The organism is Streptomyces sp. NPDC041108 (assembly GCF_055592645.1).
The window spans coordinates 489,241-504,024 of the sequence record NZ_JBVIYK010000003.1 but is presented as its reverse complement, the minus strand read 5'-3'; the positions used below and the strand labels follow the sequence as shown (position 1 = coordinate 504,024).

Genomic DNA, 14,784 nt, shown 5'->3' with positions numbered 1-14,784 from the left:
ACGCTGTCCGGTGTGCTGGTGTGCCGGACCTCAGGCCGTGGCCGCCGCGCTGCGGCCCGCGGCCGCCGCCGCCAGGCGCCCCAGGGCCTCGTCCCGGTCGCACGGATGGGCGCCCAACTCCGTCTGGCGGGCCACGATCGAGCGCTCCAGGCGCATCAGCCGCCAGCCGCGCCGCAGCAGGAACGGCACCGACTTGCGGCCCTCGCGAAGATCACGCAGGAAGCGGCGGCGGAACGTCGTCACCGCGCCGCGGGTCAGGCACAGCGCGTCCGCCAGCAGGCCCAGTTCACGGCAGCGCCCGACGATCTCGGCGGCGAAGATGCCCTCGGCGATGAACACCGGCGTCGGCCCGATGTCCAGGGCCTCCGCGCCGGTCCGCGCGCTGAGCGAGATGTCGTACGTCGGCACGGTCGTACGGCCCGTGCGGCACAGCTCCTCGATCGCGGCGACGGCGGTGTCCGCGTCCCACGACAGCGGGTGGTCCCAGTCGATGTCCGTGCTGCCCGCCACCTGCGGCAGCGTCGGGTCGTCACCCTCCTTGTAGAAGTCGTCCAGCCGCAGCACGGGCAGGCCGGAGCGGGCGGCGAGGAGGGACTTGCCTGAGCCGGACGGACCGGTCAGCAGGACGACCCGGGTCGGTATCGGAGGATGCGAACTCACGAGAGTCCAGTGTGAGGCATCACGCGGCTCCCGCCGAGTCGGCGGGTCGCTCTTGGAGCGCACATCACACCTCAACTACCGTTCGTGTCTCTATGATTACTTTCCGAAACGGAAACGTACAGGACAAGGTGGCACCGCTGATGGCTCGACTCTCGGCTCCCCAGACCCCCGGCGCCCGGCGCATGCTGCTGGCCGTCACCACCGCGGGGCTCGCGCTCGGCGCGGGCGCCGGAACGGCCGCGGCGGCGGACGGCACCGCCCCGGTCGTCGACGTGCTGCGCACCCGGCCCACCTCGCTCGGCCAGATCGACCCGCAGGCGGGTCTGCAGGCCCTCACCGGCACCGTCGGATACGTCACCGGCCCGGTCGCGGGCCTCAAGCCCAACCCGCTGGCGGGCACGGGCGTCGACCCGCTCGACAACGGAGTGGGCACGCAGCTGGCCGACTTCCAGCCGCTGACGTCCACCGCCCTGACCGGACCGGTGGCGCAGGCGCCGTCGATCGGGAGCATTCCGGTGCTGGGGCAGGTGGTGGGCGGGCTGCGCTGAGCACCCCGTGAGGAGCGCGGGGAACCGCGGGGCCGGGCCGGCGGTTCACACCGTCCCGAGGGCCCCGCGGTTCCCCGCGCCCCGACTCAGTACGCCGAACCCGACGCGCCCAGTGACCCCGTCGGGTGCCACACCGTCTTGGTCTCCAGGAACGCCGTCATGCGGTCGAGGCCGGGCGTGGCCGACCAGTCGTCCACAGGCTGTGGACGCAGGACGCGCTTGAGGTTGTCGGCCGCCGCGATCTCCAGCTCCTTCGCCAGGACCTCGTCCGCGCCGGCCAGGTCGATCGCGTTGACGTCCTGGTGGGAGGCGAGGGGCGCCGCGATCTCCGCCGTACGGCCCGAGAGGACGTTGACGACACCGCCGGGGACGTCGGAGGTCGCCAGCACCTCGCCGAGCGACAGCGCCGGCAAGGGGGACCGCTCGCTCGCGATCACGACCGCCGTGTTGCCGGTCGCGATCACCGGGGCCAGTACGGAGACCAGGCCGAGGAAGCTCGACTCCTGGGGCGCCAGGACCGTCACCACGCCCGTCGGCTCGGGGGAGGAGAGGTTGAAGTACGGGCCCGCCACCGGGTTTCCGCCGCCGACGACCTGGGCGATCTTGTCGGTCCAGCCCGCGTACCAGACCCAGCGGTCGATGGTCGCCTCCACCAGGGCGGCGGCCTTCGACTTCGACAGGCCCTCGGCGTCGGCGACCTCGTGCACGAACTGGCCCTTGCGGCCCTCCAGCATCTCGGCGACGCGGTAGAGGACCTGGCCCCGGTTGTACGCCGTCGCGCCGGACCAGCCGCCGAACGCCTTGCGGGCGGCGACCACCGCGTCACGGGCGTCCTTGCGGGAGGAGAGGGGCGCGTTCGCCAGCCACTTGCCCTTTGCGTCGGTCACCTCGTACACCCGGCCGCTCTCGGAACGCGGGAACTTCCCGCCGACGTACAGCTTGTAGGTCTTGAAAACAGACAGGCGGTCAGACATCGAGGTACGCCTCCAGGCCGTGGCGGCCGCCCTCGCGGCCGAAGCCCGACTCCTTGTAGCCGCCGAACGGCGACGTCGGGTCGAACTTGTTGAACGTGTTGGACCAGACGACGCCCGCGCGCAGCTTGTTCGCGACGGCCAGGATCCGGGAGCCCTTCTCGGTCCAGATGCCCGCCGAGAGGCCGTACTGGGTGTTGTTGGCCTTGGCGACGGCCTCGTCCGGGGTGCGGAAGGTGAGGACGGACAGGACCGGGCCGAAGATCTCGTCCCGCGCGATGGTGTGCGCCTGGCTGACGTTGGTGAACAGCGTCGGGGCGAACCAGTAGCCCGCGGAGGGCAGTTCGCAGGCCGGGGACCAGCGTTCGGCGCCCTCGGCCTCGCCGCGCTCGACGAGCGAGGTGATCCGGGTGAGCTGCTCCTCGGAGTTGATCGCCCCGATGTCCGTGTTCTTGTCGAGGGGGTCGCCGAGGCGGAGCGTCGACAGCCGGCGCTTGAGGGAGTCGAGCAGTTCGTCCTGGATCGACTCCTGGACCAGCAGGCGGCTGCCCGCGCAGCAGACCTGGCCCTGGTTGAAGAAGATGCCGGTCACGATGCCCTCGACGGCCTGGTCGACGGGGGCGTCGTCGAAGACGATGTTCGCGCCCTTGCCGCCCAGTTCGAGCGTGACCTTCTTGCGGGTGCCCGCGACCGTCCGCGCGATCTGCTTGCCGACCGCCGTGGAGCCCGTGAAGGCGACCTTGTTCACGTCCGGGTGCGCGACCAGGGCCGCGCCCGCGTCGCCGTAGCCGGGGAGGATGTTGACGACACCCTTCGGCAGGCCCGCCTGGCGGCAGATGTCCGCGAAGAACAGTGCCGACAGAGGGGTCGTCTCGGCGGGCTTCAGGACCACCGTGTTGCCGGTGGCCAGCGCCGGGGCGATCTTCCACGCCAGCATCAGGAGCGGGAAGTTCCAGGGGATGACCTGGCCCGCCACGCCCAGCGGGCGGGGGTTCGCGCCGTAACCGGCGTGGTCGAGCTTGTCGGCCCAGCCCGCGTAGTAGAAGAAGTGCGCGGCGACCAGGGGGAGGTCGGCGTCCCTCGTCTCCTTGATGGGCTTGCCGTTGTCCAGGGTCTCCAGGACCGCCAGTTCGCGGCTGCGCTCCTGGATGATGCGGGCGATGCGGAAGAGGTACTTCGCGCGCTCCGCGCCGGGCAGCACGGACCACTTCTCGAACGCCTTGCGCGCCGCCGCCACCGCGCGGTCCACGTCCGCCTCGCCCGCCCGGGCGATCTCGGAGAGGACCTCCTCGGAGGAGGGGCTGACCGTCTTGAAGACCTTGCCGTCGGCGGCCTCGGTGAACTCGCCGTCGATGAACAGGCCGTAGGAGGGGGCGATGTCGACGACCGCCCGGGACTCGGGGGCCGGTGCGTACTCGAATGCGGAAGCCATGGGGATCAGTCCACCGTCACGTAGTCGGGGCCGGAGTAGCGGCCGGTGGCCAGCTTCTGGCGCTGCATCAGCAGGTCGTTGAGGAGCGAGGACGCGCCGAAGCGGAACCAGTGGTTGTCCAGCCAGTCCTCGCCCGCGGTCTCGTTGACCAGGACGAGGAACTTGATCGCGTCCTTGGTGGTGCGGATGCCGCCGGCGGGCTTCACACCGATCTGGACGCCGGTCTGGGCGCGGAAGTCGCGGACGGCCTCCAGCATGAGGAGGGTGTTGGCGGGGGTGGCGTTCACCGCGACCTTGCCGGTCGAGGTCTTGATGAAGTCCGCGCCCGCGAGCATGCCGAGCCAGCTGGCGCGGCGGATGTTGTCGTAGGTCGAGAGCTCGCCGGTCTCGAAGATGACCTTGAGCCGGGCCGAGGAGCCGCAGGCCTCCTTCACGGCGGTGATCTCGTCGTGGACCTTGAGGTAGTTCCCGGAGAGGAACGCGCCCCGGTCGATGACCATGTCGATCTCGTCCGCCCCGGCGGAGACGGCCTCGTGGACGTCGGCCAGCTTCACGGCGAGGGCGGCGCGACCGGCCGGGAAGGCGGTGGCGACGGAGGCGACCTTGACGGTGGAGCCGGCGACGGCGGCCTTGGCCGTGGGCACCATGTCCGGATAGACACAGACGGCGGCCGTGGCGGGGGCCGTGCGGTCGCCCGGATCGGGGAGGACCGCCTTGGCGCCGAGGGACCGGACCTTGCCCGGGGTGTCCGCGCCTTCCAGCGTCGTCAGGTCGACCATGGAGATGGCCAGGTCGATGGCGTACGCCTTGGCGGTCGTCTTGATGGAACGGGTGCCGAGCGAGGCGGCACGCGCCTCCAGGCCGACCGGGTCGACGCCGGGCAGCCCGTGGAGGAAGCGGCGCAGCGTGCTGTCGGACGCGGTCACGTCGGCGAGAGCGTGGGGTGCAGCTGTGGACATGGTCACCAGACGAGCATATCTACGCGCGTAGCGGGTGTACAGCCCCCGGATTGATTGCCGGCGCCCGGGGACCCCGGGGCGCCAGGTGGCGGAGCCCGGCCCGCACGGCGGTCCCAGGGCCGCACGCTGCTCCGCCCTCCCGCGCCCTCCCGCGCCCTTCCGCGCACTCCCGCGCGGCGCGGGCCGGGTGGGCTGCGAACCGATCCGGGACGTCGGGCAGAATCGGACGTATGAGCACCTCGGATCAATCGTCGCCCGAGCCGGAACGCACCTCGGCGGCTCGTCAGCGCGCGGAGGCCGGCACGGCTTCGCAGACCCCGAAGGCCGAGCAGGCTCCGGCGACGGCGACGGCCCCCGTGTCGAAGCCCGCCAAGCCCGTTTACAAGGACCGGGTCTACCGCTCGCCCGCCGGGCTGGCGGGCGGGGTGTTGCTGCTCGGGCTGATGGCGTGGCTCGGCGGGGACGCGGTGCTGTCGGGGGAGGGGCGTACGCCCTGGCTGGCGCTGGCGTCCCTGCTGGTGGCCGTGCCGCTGGTCGTCGCGTTCTCGGTGCGGCCCGCCGTGTTCGCCAACGACGACCGGCTGCGGGTGCGCAACCCGTTCCGGGTGATCGAGCTGCCGTGGGCGAGCGTCGTGTCCCTGCGCTCCGGCTACACCAACGAGGTGATCGACACGAGCGGCGCCAAGTACCAGCTCTGGGCGATCCCCGTCTCGCTGCGCGGCCGCAAGAAGGCCGCCCGCCATCAGGCCCGTGAGGCGCACCGGGCGGCCGAGGGCGGGAGCGGGACCGCCGGGCGGACCGTCCCGGCCGGGCGGCCCGTGCGGGCGGAGACCGACCAGGTCATGGCCGATCTGCGGGAACTGTGCGAGGCGCGGGCGAAGGCGCTCGGGTCGCAGGGTGAGCCGAGCGCGCGGTGGGCCTGGGAGGTCGTGGGCCCCGCGGCGGCGGGTGCCGTGCTGCTGCTGGTGCTGATCGCCATCGGCTGACGGGGGCCGGCCGGCCTTCCGGCCGTCGCTGACGGCTGCGGGCCGGTGCGGACGGCGACGCCGTGAGCCCCCGGGGCTGGGCGGACGCACTCGTTCCGGAAGGGGCCCGCGGGGCGTGACGGACGTCCGGGGCGGGCGCTTCCCGGATCGGCCCCAGACATCTGTTCTATGGTGGCTGGAAACGCGCCGGACCAGACGTCCGGGAAGCATGCGACGGCCAACACCCGGTGGATCCGGGCGTGTTGGTCCGGAACATGCCCGTGCGTCCCGCCTTCACAGCCCTGTCCGCTTGGATCGCGTCGGATCGCGCGCGGCGAACGGCGTATCCACGACGGCGGCGGAGTGTCCACGAGACGATGACCACGAACCTTGAGCCCCGGCCGCAGGCCGGGCCCACAGCGCCGCGCGCGCTGCCCGCGACCGCCGTGCCCGACGGCTGCGTCGCCTGGAGCGGGGACAAGTTGGACGCCTGGGCGCGGACCCGGCCGCCCCTGTGGGTACCGGCCAGGACCCGCCCCCTGCACCTGCTCGCCGTGGTCCCGGGCGGCCTCGTCGTCGGCTTCTGGCTGGCGAACTTCGCGGAGGTGCCCGCCGCCCTCGCCGTCCTGGTACCGCTGCAACTGGTGTGGACCCTGGTCAGGCCCGAGGTCGTACGGTTCTCGGCACCCCTGCTCATGCTCCTGCTGGCCTGGGAGGGGAAGACACACGATGTGCCGACCCTGCTGGGCCTCATCGCCCTGACCTTCACCTGGGCCGCCGCCGAGATCCGGCTGAGCAAGGGGCGGCTGCAGCGGCAGTGGGCCCTGGCCGCGGCCGCGGGGGCGACCGCCGTCGTGCCGGACGGGGCGGGGCCGGTGCGCCGCGGCCGGTTCCTCACGGGGTTCGGGCTGGTGCTGGCCCTCCTCGGCGCGGGGCCGCTCGCCCTCGCCTCCGGCCGGGACGTCCTCACCGACCGGGACGCCGTCACGCTCGTCGGCTGGTTCGTCGTCGGCTGGGGGCTCACCTCGCTGCTCTCCGGCCGGCTGGGGCGCCGCCGGGCCGCCGCGCTGCGGGGCGCTCCGGTGCCGGTGCTGCGGGTGCTCGTGCGCGACGGCGCCGACGGGGACGCCGAGGTCTTCGCCGCCGACGACGTGCAGGCACTGCGGCCGCTGTTCACCGTCGCGGCCGAGGAGTGGTACGACGACGGCGACGAGGAGCCCGACGGGTCCGAGGGGTCCGAGGGGTCCGAGGGGGCGGAAGGGGCCGAGGGGTCCGGGGAACGCGTCGGGCGGGAGGCGCGGGACGAACTCCTCGACGCGATCGAGGATGCCGACGATGACGACGAGCAGCCCGGACCGCTGCGGGAGGCCGTGCTGTACGGGCCGCCCCACGACGGCGCCGAGATCGTGATCGTCAGCGCGGCGGAGCGGCCCGGTGCGCCCGAGGAGCCGGAGCGGCCGGACGGGCCCCCGGGGCCGCTCGACCTCCGGAAGCCGGACGAGCGGGACGGCTCGGACACGGCCGGGGACGGTTCGGCGGCGGAACTGGTCGTCGAGTCCTCCAGCGGTCCGGTGCGTCCGCTGTCCGAGCGTGCCGTACGGCGCCGGGCCGCCGCGCAGCGGGCCGGGGCACGGCGGAGCGCGGTCCACGAGGAGCTGCGTGCCGCAGCGGCGACCCGGAGCAGGGAGCGGCTGGGCGAGGGGCCGGTACCCGTACGGCGCTGGCGGGCGGGGTGGGCCGACTGGACCACCGCCCTGCTGACGGTCGTCGTGGTCGCCGCCGTCGGGCTGTACCCGGACGGATTGGCGCGGTACGTCGTCGGCGGCCTGGTCGGCCTCGTCGGCGTCCTGACCCTGCCGCCGCTGCTGGCCTGGCACATCACCGCCGACCGCGCGGGCCTGTGGCTGAGCGGCTGGCGCGGGACCCGGCACATCGAGTGGGACCACCTCACGACCGTCCGGTGCGTCGGCGCCGTGCTGACGGTGGACAGCGGCGAGGAGTCGTTCACGCCCTGGTCCGTCCGGTCGGAACGCTGGCGCCGGCTGGAGCGGAGACTGCGCCTGGTCCACCCCTACGAGCGGACCGCGGCCGAGATCACCGCCATGTGGCGGGAGCCCGCGCTGCGGCCCGACGGGGAGTACCGGCGCCGGTGGACGCCGCTGTGGCCGCTGGGCCTGGTGCTGGCCGTGGCGTGGGCGGCGGCGCTGGTGCTGGTCCCGTAGGGGGTCGCGACCGGCCGCCGGCCTGTAGGGCGGTGGCCGGGCCGGCCACCGGCCGGGACATGCGCGGGCTTCGGCCGGATCTCCGGGCCCGGACACGCGCGGGCCCCGGCCGGCGGCCGGCCCGGACGCACGCAGGCCCCGGCCCGATCACCGGCCGGGACGCACGCGGGCCCCGGCTGGATCACCGGCCGGGGCCCGGGGCGGGCGGGGGAGCGGTCAGATGCCCGCCGCCGCCGACAGGTCCCTCTTGATGCCGGTCAGCAGGTCCGCCGCCTTCGCGCGGGCCGCCGGGAGGCCGGCGTGGTCGGCCACCGGCACCACGACCTCCAGGTAGCACTTGAGCTTGGGCTCGGTGCCGCTCGGACGGACGATCACGCGGGCACCGTCGAGGGTGTAGCGCAGGCCGTCCGTGGGCGGGAGGCTGTCCGTGCCCCGGGTGAGGTCCTCGGCCGTGGTGACGGCGAGGCCCGCCAGGGCCGTCGGGGGCTGCTCACGGAGCCGCTCCATGGCGCGGGCGATGACCGACAGGTCCTCGACGCGGACCGAGAGCTGGTCGGTGGCGTGCAGGCCGTGCTCGACGGCGATGTCGTCCAGCAGGTCGAGGAGGGTGCGGCCCTCCTCCTTCAGCCGCGAGGCGAGTTCCGTGATGAGGAGGGCGGCGGTGATGCCGTCCTTGTCCCGGACGCCCTCGGGGTCGACGCAGTAGCCGAGCGCCTCCTCGTAGCCGTAGCGCAGGCCCTCGACGCGGGCGATCCACTTGAAGCCGGTGAGGGTCTCCTCGTAGGGGAGGCCCGCCTTCTCGGCGATCCGGCCGAGGAGCGAGGAGGAGACGATCGACTCGGCGAACGTGCCCCGCACCCCGCGCGCGACCAGGTGGGAGGCGAGCAGCGCGCCCACCTCGTCGCCGCGCAGCATGCGCCAGTCGGCGCCGTCCTTCACGGCGACGGCACAGCGGTCGGCGTCCGGGTCGTTCGCCACGATCAGGTCGGGGTCCGTGTCGCGGGCCTTGGCGAAGGCCAGGTCCATCGCGCCGGGCTCCTCCGGGTTGGGGAAGGCGACCGTCGGGAAGTCCGGGTCCGGGTCCGCCTGCTCGGCGACGAGGACGGGCTCCGGGAAGCCCGCGCGGGCGAACGCCGCGAGCAGGGTGTCCTTGCCGACGCCGTGCATGGCCGTGTAGACCGTGCGGGCGGTGCGCGGGGAGCCGGGCGAGAGGACCGCGTCCGTACGGGCCAGATAGGCGTCCAGGACGCTGTCGTCGAGGGTGTCCCAGCCGGTGTCGGGGCGGGGGACGTCGTCGAGGGAGCGGACGGCGTCGATCTCGGCCGCGATGCCGGCGTCGGCCGGGGGCACGATCTGGGAGCCGTCGCCGAGGTAGACCTTGTAGCCGTTGTCGCGCGGCGGGTTGTGGCTGGCCGTGACCTCCACGCCCGCGACCGCGCCCAGGTGCCTTATGGCGAAGGCCAGGACGGGCGTGGGCAGGGGGCGCGGGAGGACGGCCGCGCGCAGGCCCGCGCCGGTCATCACCGCGGCGGTGTCGCGGGCGAAGTCGGCGGACTTGTGGCGGGCGTCGTAGCCGATGACGACGAGGCCGCCGCCCGCGCCCTGCTTGTCCAGGTACGAGGCGAGGCCCGCGGCGGCCCGGATGACGACCGAGCGGTTCATGCGCATGGGGCCGGCGCCGAGTTCGCCGCGCAGGCCGGCGGTGCCGAACTGGAGGGTGCCGGAGAAACGGGCGGTCAGCTCCGCCGTGTCCGCCGCGTCGATCAGCGCGCCGAGCTCGGCCCGGGTCTCCGGGTCGGGGTCCTCGGCCAGCCACGCCTTGGCGCGGGCGATCAGGTCGTCGTGCACGGGGCTCAACCTCTCGTTCCTTGTTCGTGTGTCGGTTCGATTGTGCTCGCCCCGCCGTCCCTGCCCGTCCCGTCCCCAGGTCCCCAGGGGCTGTCGCCCCTTCGACCCCGTGATCGGTGGGTTCTTCGGGTGCGGTCGGCCCCCACCCACCCGCACCCGACGACGAGATCCGCGCCCGGCGTTACAGCCGGTTGAGGACCTGGGTCAGCAGCGCGCCCATGCGGGTCGCCGAGTCGCGGCCCGCCTGGAGGACCTCCTCGTGGTTCAGGGGCTCGCCCGTCATGCCGGCCGCCAGGTTGGTCACCAGGGAGATGCCCAGGATCTCGGCGCCCGCCTCGCGCGCGGCGATGGCCTCCAGGACCGTGGACATGCCGACCAGGTCCGCGCCGATCACGCGGGCCATCCGGATCTCCGCCGGGGTCTCGTAGTGCGGGCCTGTGAACTGCGCGTAGACGCCCTCCTCCAGCGAGGGGTCGATCTCCTTGCACAGGGCGCGCAGGCGCGGGGAGTACAGATCCGTGAGGTCGACGAAGTTCGCGCCGACGATCGGCGAGGTCGCCGTCAGGTTGAGGTGGTCGCTGATCAGTACCGGCTGGCCGGGGCGCATGCCCTCGCGGAGACCGCCGCAGCCGTTGGTGAGGACGATCGTCTTCACACCGGCGGCGACGGCGGTACGGACGCCGTGCGCGACGGCGGCGACACCGCGGCCCTCGTAGTAGTGGGTGCGGCCCAGGAAGACGAGCGCGCGCTTGTCGCCGATCCGGTACGAGCGGACCTTGCCGCCGTGGCCCTCGACCGCCGGCGGCGGGAAGCCGGGCAGGTCGGTGACCTGGAACTCGGCCTCGGGGGCGCCGAGCGCGTCCACGGCCGGGGCCCAGCCGGAGCCCATCACGAGCGCGACGTCGTGGGTCTCGGCGCCCGTCAGCTCGCGCAGGCGCGCGGCGGCGGCGTCGGCGGCGGCGTACGGGTCGCCCTGGATGTCGTCCGGAAGAAGAGATGCGTTCACGCGTCGAGGGTATCCGGTTCGGGCCTACGCGCGTAGATGACGAGGCGCACCGGATCGGGATCGTTGCCTTGTCGTTTCCAACGGTGCGGCCGGGCGCGCGGCGGCCTCGCACGCCCCGCCGCACGCCCTCAGCAGGGGCGTTTGCGCAGTTCCATCACGTAGTCGTGGGGTGCGCCGGCCGACTCGGCCGCGTCCGCCACCTCGCCCAGGTAGCGGGCCGAGGGCAGCCCGCCCTCGTAGCCGTTGAGGACGTAGACCCAGGCCGGCTCCTCGCCGTCCAGGGTGTGTACGCGGACCCGCATCCGGCGGTATATGTCCAGGCCGACGCCGACCCAGCGGTCCATCGCGTCCTCGTCCATGGGGGCGATGTCGTACAGCGCCACGAAGACCTGGGAGCGCGGGGCCTCCACGACCGTGGCCAGCGCGCCCTCCCAGCCCATGTGCTCGCCGCCGAAGGTCAGCCGCCAGTCGTTCAGCCAGCCGGTGGCACGCAGCGGGGAGTGGGGTGCCCGGCGGGACATCAGGCGCGAGTCCAGGTTGCCGGCGTAGGCGGCGTAGAGCGACATGGGGAGAGGGTACGGGAGCGCTCCGCCCGGGGGGCCGGGCGCCCGTGCGGGTGGGGGTGCCTGTTGTGTCGCGGGTGCGGGTGCGTCGTGGCTGGTCGCGCGGGTCCCCGCGCCCCTGGTGATGGCCCTGCGGGCCGGTCACCCCTTCCCCGCACCCCCCGACTCGTTGGCGCCCGCGCCCGTGCGGGACAATGGGGCATGTGACTCGGATCGTGATCATCGGTGGCGGACCCGGCGGCTATGAGGCGGCGCTGGTGGCCGCGCAGCTCGGCGCGGAGGTGACCGTCGTGGACTGCGACGGTCTGGGCGGGGCGTCGGTGCTGACCGACTGCGTGCCGTCGAAGACCCTCATCGCGACGGCCGAGGTGATGACGACCTTCGACTCCTCGTACGAGGAGCTGGGGATCATCGTCGCCGACGACACTCCCCACATCGACACGCCCGCGCGTGTCGTCGGGGTCGACCTCGGCAAGGTCAACCGGCGTGTGAAGCGGCTCGCGCTGGCGCAGTCGCACGACATCACGGCGTCGGTGACGCGCGCCGGCGCGCGGGTGATGCGCGGGCGCGGGCGGCTCCAGGGGCAGCAGGATCTCGACGGGTCGCGCAAGGTCGTGGTGCGCGCCGCCGACGGGTCGGAGGAGACGCTCACCGCCGACGCGGTGCTCATCGCCACCGGCGCCCATCCGCGTGAGGTGCCCGACGCGCAGCCCGACGGCGAGCGCATCCTCAACTGGACGCAGGTCTACGACCTCGACGAACTGCCCGAAGAGCTGATCGTCGTCGGGTCCGGTGTGACCGGTGCCGAGTTCGCCGGCGCCTATCAGGCGCTCGGGTCCCGCGTCACGCTCGTCTCCAGCCGCGACCGCGTCCTGCCGGGCGAGGACCCGGACGCCGCCGCCGTCCTGGAGGACGTGTTCCGCCGGCGCGGTATGAACGTCATGGCGCGCTCCCGGGCCCAGTCCGCCAAGCGGGTGGGGGACCGGGTCGAGGTCACGCTCGCGGACGGCCGGGTCATCAGCGGCTCGCACTGTCTGATGGCCGTCGGCGCCATCCCCAACAGCGCGGGCATGGGCCTGGAGGAGGCCGGGGTCAAGGTCAAGGAGTCCGGGCACATCTGGACCGACAAGGTCTCCCGGACGAGTGCGCCGGGCGTGTACGCCGCCGGTGACGTGACCGGCGTCTTCGCGCTCGCCTCCGTGGCCGCCATGCAGGGCCGTATCGCCATGTACCACTTCCTCGGCGACGCGGTGGCCCCGCTGAACCTGAAGACCGTCTCGTCCAACGTCTTCACCGACCCCGAGATCGCCACCGTCGGCTACACCCAGGCCGACCTGGACAGCGGGGCCATCGAGGCCGTCGGGGTGAAGCTGCCGCTGCTGCGCAACCCGCGCGCCAAGATGCAGGGCATCAGGGACGGCTTCGTCAAGATCTTCTGCCGTCCGGGCACCGGCATCGTCGTGGGCGGTGTCGTGGTCGCCCCGCGCGCCTCGGAGCTGATCCACCCCATCTCGATCGCGGTCGACAACAACCTGACCGTCGAACAGATCGCGAACGCGTTCACCGTGTACCCGTCCCTGTCGGGTTCGATCGCCGAGGTGGCGCGCCAGCTCCACACGCGCAAGGCCGGCGGGGGCGTCTGACGGTCCGTCCGACCCCTTGTCCGACCGGTCGTCAGGCGGTTGCGTGGCGGGCTGTGGGGCGGGTTGCGTGACGGGCCGTGTGGGGGTTCCTGGACACGTTCTGTCCCGGATGGCCCCTATATCACTTCTCGCACCACCCTGCGAACAACTTCTGCTATTCGGCGCAAACTGCTGAAAGCAGATGGTCGTTGGCGTTACTGTCAGTTTCGTGTTCGCTGCAGAACGTCGTCAATTGATCCTCGAAATGGTGCGGGCCAACGGAGCCGTGTCGCTCCGTGAGCTCGCCCGCGTCGTCCAGACCTCCGAAGTGACCGTACGGCGGGACGTGCGCGCGCTGGAGGCAGAAGGACTCCTCGACCGCCGGCACGGCGGTGCGGTACTGCCGGGCGGGTTCACGCGGGAGTCCGGCTTTCCGCAGAAGTCTCATCTCGCGACCGCCGAGAAAACGGCCATCGCCGACCTCGCCGCGAGCTTCGTCGAAGAGGGCGAGGCCATCGTGGTCGGGGCGGGGACCACCACGCAGGAGCTGGCACGCCGGCTCGCGCGGGTCCCCGGGCTGACCGTCGTCACCAACTCCCTGCTGGTGGCCCAGGCGCTGGCCCATGCCAACCGTGTGGAGGTCGTGATGACCGGCGGTACCCTGCGCGGTTCCAACTACGCCCTGGTCGGCTCCGGCGCCGAGCAGTCCCTCCAGGGGCTGCGCGTCTCCAAGGCCTTCCTCTCAGGGAGCGGACTGACCGCCGAGCGCGGCCTGTCCACGTCCAACATGCTGTCGGCGTCCGTCGACCGCGCGCTGGTCCAGGCCGCCGCCGAGGTCGTCGTCCTCGCCGATCACACCAAGCTCGGCACCGACACGATGTTCCAGACGGTGCCGACCGATGTGATCACCAGGCTGGTCACCGACGACCCGCCCGGTCACGACGACCGCGCGGTCCCCGAGCTGCAGGCCCTGGCCGATCAGGGCGTACAGATCTCCGTGGCCGGGGCGGCGGGTGGGGGTGCGGGAGGTGATCCCGCCCCGGCGCGCCCCTCGCGCCGGGACGTGCCCCTGCCGGGCCCCCGGCGCAACCAGGTCCACGGCACCGCGCCCCAGCTGCGCACCGCCACCGTCCTGGGGGACCAGCCGCCGGTCGGTGAACGGGAGCGGGAGAGGGCGGCCCGGGTCGCGGACCTGCGGCGCCGGTAGTCGCGCCGCGGGAGCCGCGCCGGGCCGTCGGTCGGTCCGGGGGCGCCGCGGTGGGCGGACCTGTGGCCGGGTGGTCCTGTGTGGCCGTACGGCCGGCGGGTCGTGCACGTGGGCTGGGCCCGCGAGTCGCTTCGCCCGACGGGCCGGCTGCTCGTTTCGGCGGCTACGGCCTCAGGCCGCGCAGGGTCAGCGTCAGCAGGCGGTCGGCCAACTCCGGGTCGTCCGGGGTCTCCTCGGCCGCCAGCGCGATCGCGTGGGTGAGCTGGAGCAGGTCGCCTATCGCCACGTCGTCCCGTACGGCGTGGGCGCGTTGCGCCCGCCGGAGCAGGGCGGTGCCCGCCTCCCGGATCGGGGCGCAGCACCGGGCCAGGTCTGAGATGTTCTCGTCCGCGGCGCGGGAGTCCGCGTACGAGACCGCCATCAGGGCCTGGGCCAGACCCCGGTATTCGCCCGCACGGGTGATGATGTCGCGCAGCCAGGCGACGAGGGCGGCGCAGGGCCGGGGCGCTTCGAGCTGCGTCCGGGCCCGGGCCAGCAGATCGCCCACGGCCTCCTCGAAGACCGCGCTCAGCAGGGCCTGGCGGTTGGGGAAGTGCCGGTAGAGGGTGCCGATGCCGACGTCAGCGCGGCGGGCGATGTCCTCCAGCGAGGCGTTGGTGCCATGGGCCGCGAAGGCGAGGCGGGCCTCGGTGAGCAGGCGGGCGTGGTTGCGGCGGGCGTCCGCGCGCATGGGCCTCCGGCCTGCTGCGGGGGATTTGGTCCGGGTGGGGCTCACTCTGGC

Annotated in this window: 13 protein-coding genes; 5 read left to right on the top strand and 8 right to left on the bottom strand. The window is 73.4% G+C overall.

The features are described from left to right. Nucleotides 1-30: 30 nt before the first annotated feature. The gene (locus ACZ6BB_RS11785) at nucleotides 31-660 is read right to left on the bottom strand and encodes a uridine kinase family protein (protein WP_471615096.1); all 630 of its coding nucleotides are present in this window, start codon (nucleotides 658-660) and stop codon (nucleotides 31-33) included. A 140-nt stretch (nucleotides 661-800) separates the two neighbouring features. On the opposite strand from ACZ6BB_RS11785, the gene ACZ6BB_RS11780 reads away from it, so the two are divergent. Continuing rightward, on the top strand, nucleotides 801-1,208 hold the full coding sequence (locus ACZ6BB_RS11780) for a hypothetical protein (protein ID WP_471615095.1): 408 nt from the start codon (nucleotides 801-803) through the stop codon (nucleotides 1,206-1,208). A gap of 86 nt (nucleotides 1,209-1,294) precedes the next feature. On the opposite strand, the gene ACZ6BB_RS11775 is transcribed toward ACZ6BB_RS11780, so the two are convergent. The 3 genes from ACZ6BB_RS11775 to deoC are packed head-to-tail and all read right to left on the bottom strand — an operon-like array spanning nucleotide 1,295 to nucleotide 4,570. Beyond that, a complete protein-coding gene (locus ACZ6BB_RS11775; protein ID WP_471615094.1) occupies nucleotides 1,295-2,182 on the bottom strand; it encodes an aldehyde dehydrogenase family protein in 888 nt (295 codons plus the stop codon). Continuing rightward, nucleotides 2,175-3,611 (bottom strand): aldehyde dehydrogenase family protein, encoded by a 1,437-nt coding sequence (locus ACZ6BB_RS11770; protein WP_471615093.1) that lies wholly within the window; start codon nucleotides 3,609-3,611, stop codon nucleotides 2,175-2,177. Before ACZ6BB_RS11770 ends, ACZ6BB_RS11775 begins: the two co-directional genes overlap by 8 nt. 5 nt (nucleotides 3,612-3,616) lie before the next feature. Beyond that, complete coding sequence (gene deoC, locus ACZ6BB_RS11765; protein ID WP_471615323.1) at nucleotides 3,617-4,570, bottom strand: deoxyribose-phosphate aldolase; 954 nt, start codon at nucleotides 4,568-4,570, stop codon at nucleotides 3,617-3,619. A 230-nt stretch (nucleotides 4,571-4,800) separates the two neighbouring features. Here deoC and ACZ6BB_RS11760 point away from each other — a divergent pair, with 230 nt between their 5' ends. After that, the gene (locus tag ACZ6BB_RS11760; RefSeq protein WP_471615092.1) at nucleotides 4,801-5,556 is read left to right on the top strand and encodes a PH domain-containing protein; all 756 of its coding nucleotides are present in this window, start codon (nucleotides 4,801-4,803) and stop codon (nucleotides 5,554-5,556) included. Between the two features lie 356 nt (nucleotides 5,557-5,912). After that, a complete protein-coding gene (locus ACZ6BB_RS11755) occupies nucleotides 5,913-7,757 on the top strand; it encodes a hypothetical protein (RefSeq protein WP_471615091.1) in 1,845 nt (614 codons plus the stop codon). Nucleotides 7,758-7,973: 216 nt separating this feature from the next. On the opposite strand, the gene ACZ6BB_RS11750 is transcribed toward ACZ6BB_RS11755, so the two are convergent. From ACZ6BB_RS11750 to ACZ6BB_RS11740, 3 genes are all read right to left on the bottom strand, one after another. Next, nucleotides 7,974-9,605 (bottom strand): phospho-sugar mutase, encoded by a 1,632-nt coding sequence (locus tag ACZ6BB_RS11750; RefSeq protein ID WP_471615322.1) that lies wholly within the window; start codon nucleotides 9,603-9,605, stop codon nucleotides 7,974-7,976. 181 nt (nucleotides 9,606-9,786) lie between these two features. Next, on the bottom strand, nucleotides 9,787-10,611 hold the full coding sequence (locus ACZ6BB_RS11745) for a purine-nucleoside phosphorylase (RefSeq protein WP_471615090.1): 825 nt from the start codon (nucleotides 10,609-10,611) through the stop codon (nucleotides 9,787-9,789). A gap of 128 nt (nucleotides 10,612-10,739) precedes the next feature. Beyond that, on the bottom strand, nucleotides 10,740-11,177 hold the full coding sequence (locus ACZ6BB_RS11740) for a gamma-glutamylcyclotransferase family protein (RefSeq protein ID WP_045562870.1): 438 nt from the start codon (nucleotides 11,175-11,177) through the stop codon (nucleotides 10,740-10,742). Nucleotides 11,178-11,368: 191 nt separating this feature from the next. On the opposite strand from ACZ6BB_RS11740, the gene ACZ6BB_RS11735 reads away from it, so the two are divergent. Together ACZ6BB_RS11735 and ACZ6BB_RS11730 are read left to right on the top strand one after the other, a co-directional pair. Further along, nucleotides 11,369-12,817, top strand: coding sequence for an NAD(P)H-quinone dehydrogenase (locus ACZ6BB_RS11735; RefSeq protein WP_471615089.1), 1,449 nt, complete (start codon nucleotides 11,369-11,371; stop codon nucleotides 12,815-12,817). A 181-nt stretch (nucleotides 12,818-12,998) separates the two neighbouring features. Further along, nucleotides 12,999-14,003 (top strand): DeoR/GlpR family DNA-binding transcription regulator, encoded by a 1,005-nt coding sequence (locus tag ACZ6BB_RS11730; RefSeq protein WP_471615088.1) that lies wholly within the window; start codon nucleotides 12,999-13,001, stop codon nucleotides 14,001-14,003. A gap of 163 nt (nucleotides 14,004-14,166) precedes the next feature. Here ACZ6BB_RS11730 and ACZ6BB_RS11725 read toward each other — a convergent pair whose 3' ends face one another. After that, nucleotides 14,167-14,733 (bottom strand): TetR/AcrR family transcriptional regulator, encoded by a 567-nt coding sequence (locus tag ACZ6BB_RS11725; protein ID WP_471615087.1) that lies wholly within the window; start codon nucleotides 14,731-14,733, stop codon nucleotides 14,167-14,169. Nucleotides 14,734-14,784 lie beyond the last annotated feature (51 nt).

Bases quoted from the DNA above. Each gene is read 5' to 3' on its own strand.
- ACZ6BB_RS11775 (WP_471615094.1), bottom strand. From the start codon at position 2,182: ATGTCTGACCGCCTGTCTGTTTTCAAGACCTACAAGCTGTACGTCGGC.
- ACZ6BB_RS11755 (WP_471615091.1), top strand. From the start codon at position 5,913: ATGACCACGAACCTTGAGCCCCGGCCGCAGGCCGGGCCCACAGCGCCG.
- deoC (WP_471615323.1), bottom strand. From the start codon at position 4,570: ATGTCCACAGCTGCACCCCACGCTCTCGCCGACGTGACCGCGTCCGAC.
- ACZ6BB_RS11730 (WP_471615088.1), top strand. From the start codon at position 12,999: ATGGTCGTTGGCGTTACTGTCAGTTTCGTGTTCGCTGCAGAACGTCGT.
- ACZ6BB_RS11740 (WP_045562870.1), bottom strand. From the start codon at position 11,177: ATGTCGCTCTACGCCGCCTACGCCGGCAACCTGGACTCGCGCCTGATG.
- ACZ6BB_RS11780 (WP_471615095.1), top strand. From the start codon at position 801: ATGGCTCGACTCTCGGCTCCCCAGACCCCCGGCGCCCGGCGCATGCTG.
- ACZ6BB_RS11770 (WP_471615093.1), bottom strand. From the start codon at position 3,611: ATGGCTTCCGCATTCGAGTACGCACCGGCCCCCGAGTCCCGGGCGGTC.
- ACZ6BB_RS11760 (WP_471615092.1), top strand. From the start codon at position 4,801: ATGAGCACCTCGGATCAATCGTCGCCCGAGCCGGAACGCACCTCGGCG.
- ACZ6BB_RS11725 (WP_471615087.1), bottom strand. From the start codon at position 14,733: ATGCGCGCGGACGCCCGCCGCAACCACGCCCGCCTGCTCACCGAGGCC.
- ACZ6BB_RS11735 (WP_471615089.1), top strand. From the start codon at position 11,369: ATGGGGCATGTGACTCGGATCGTGATCATCGGTGGCGGACCCGGCGGC.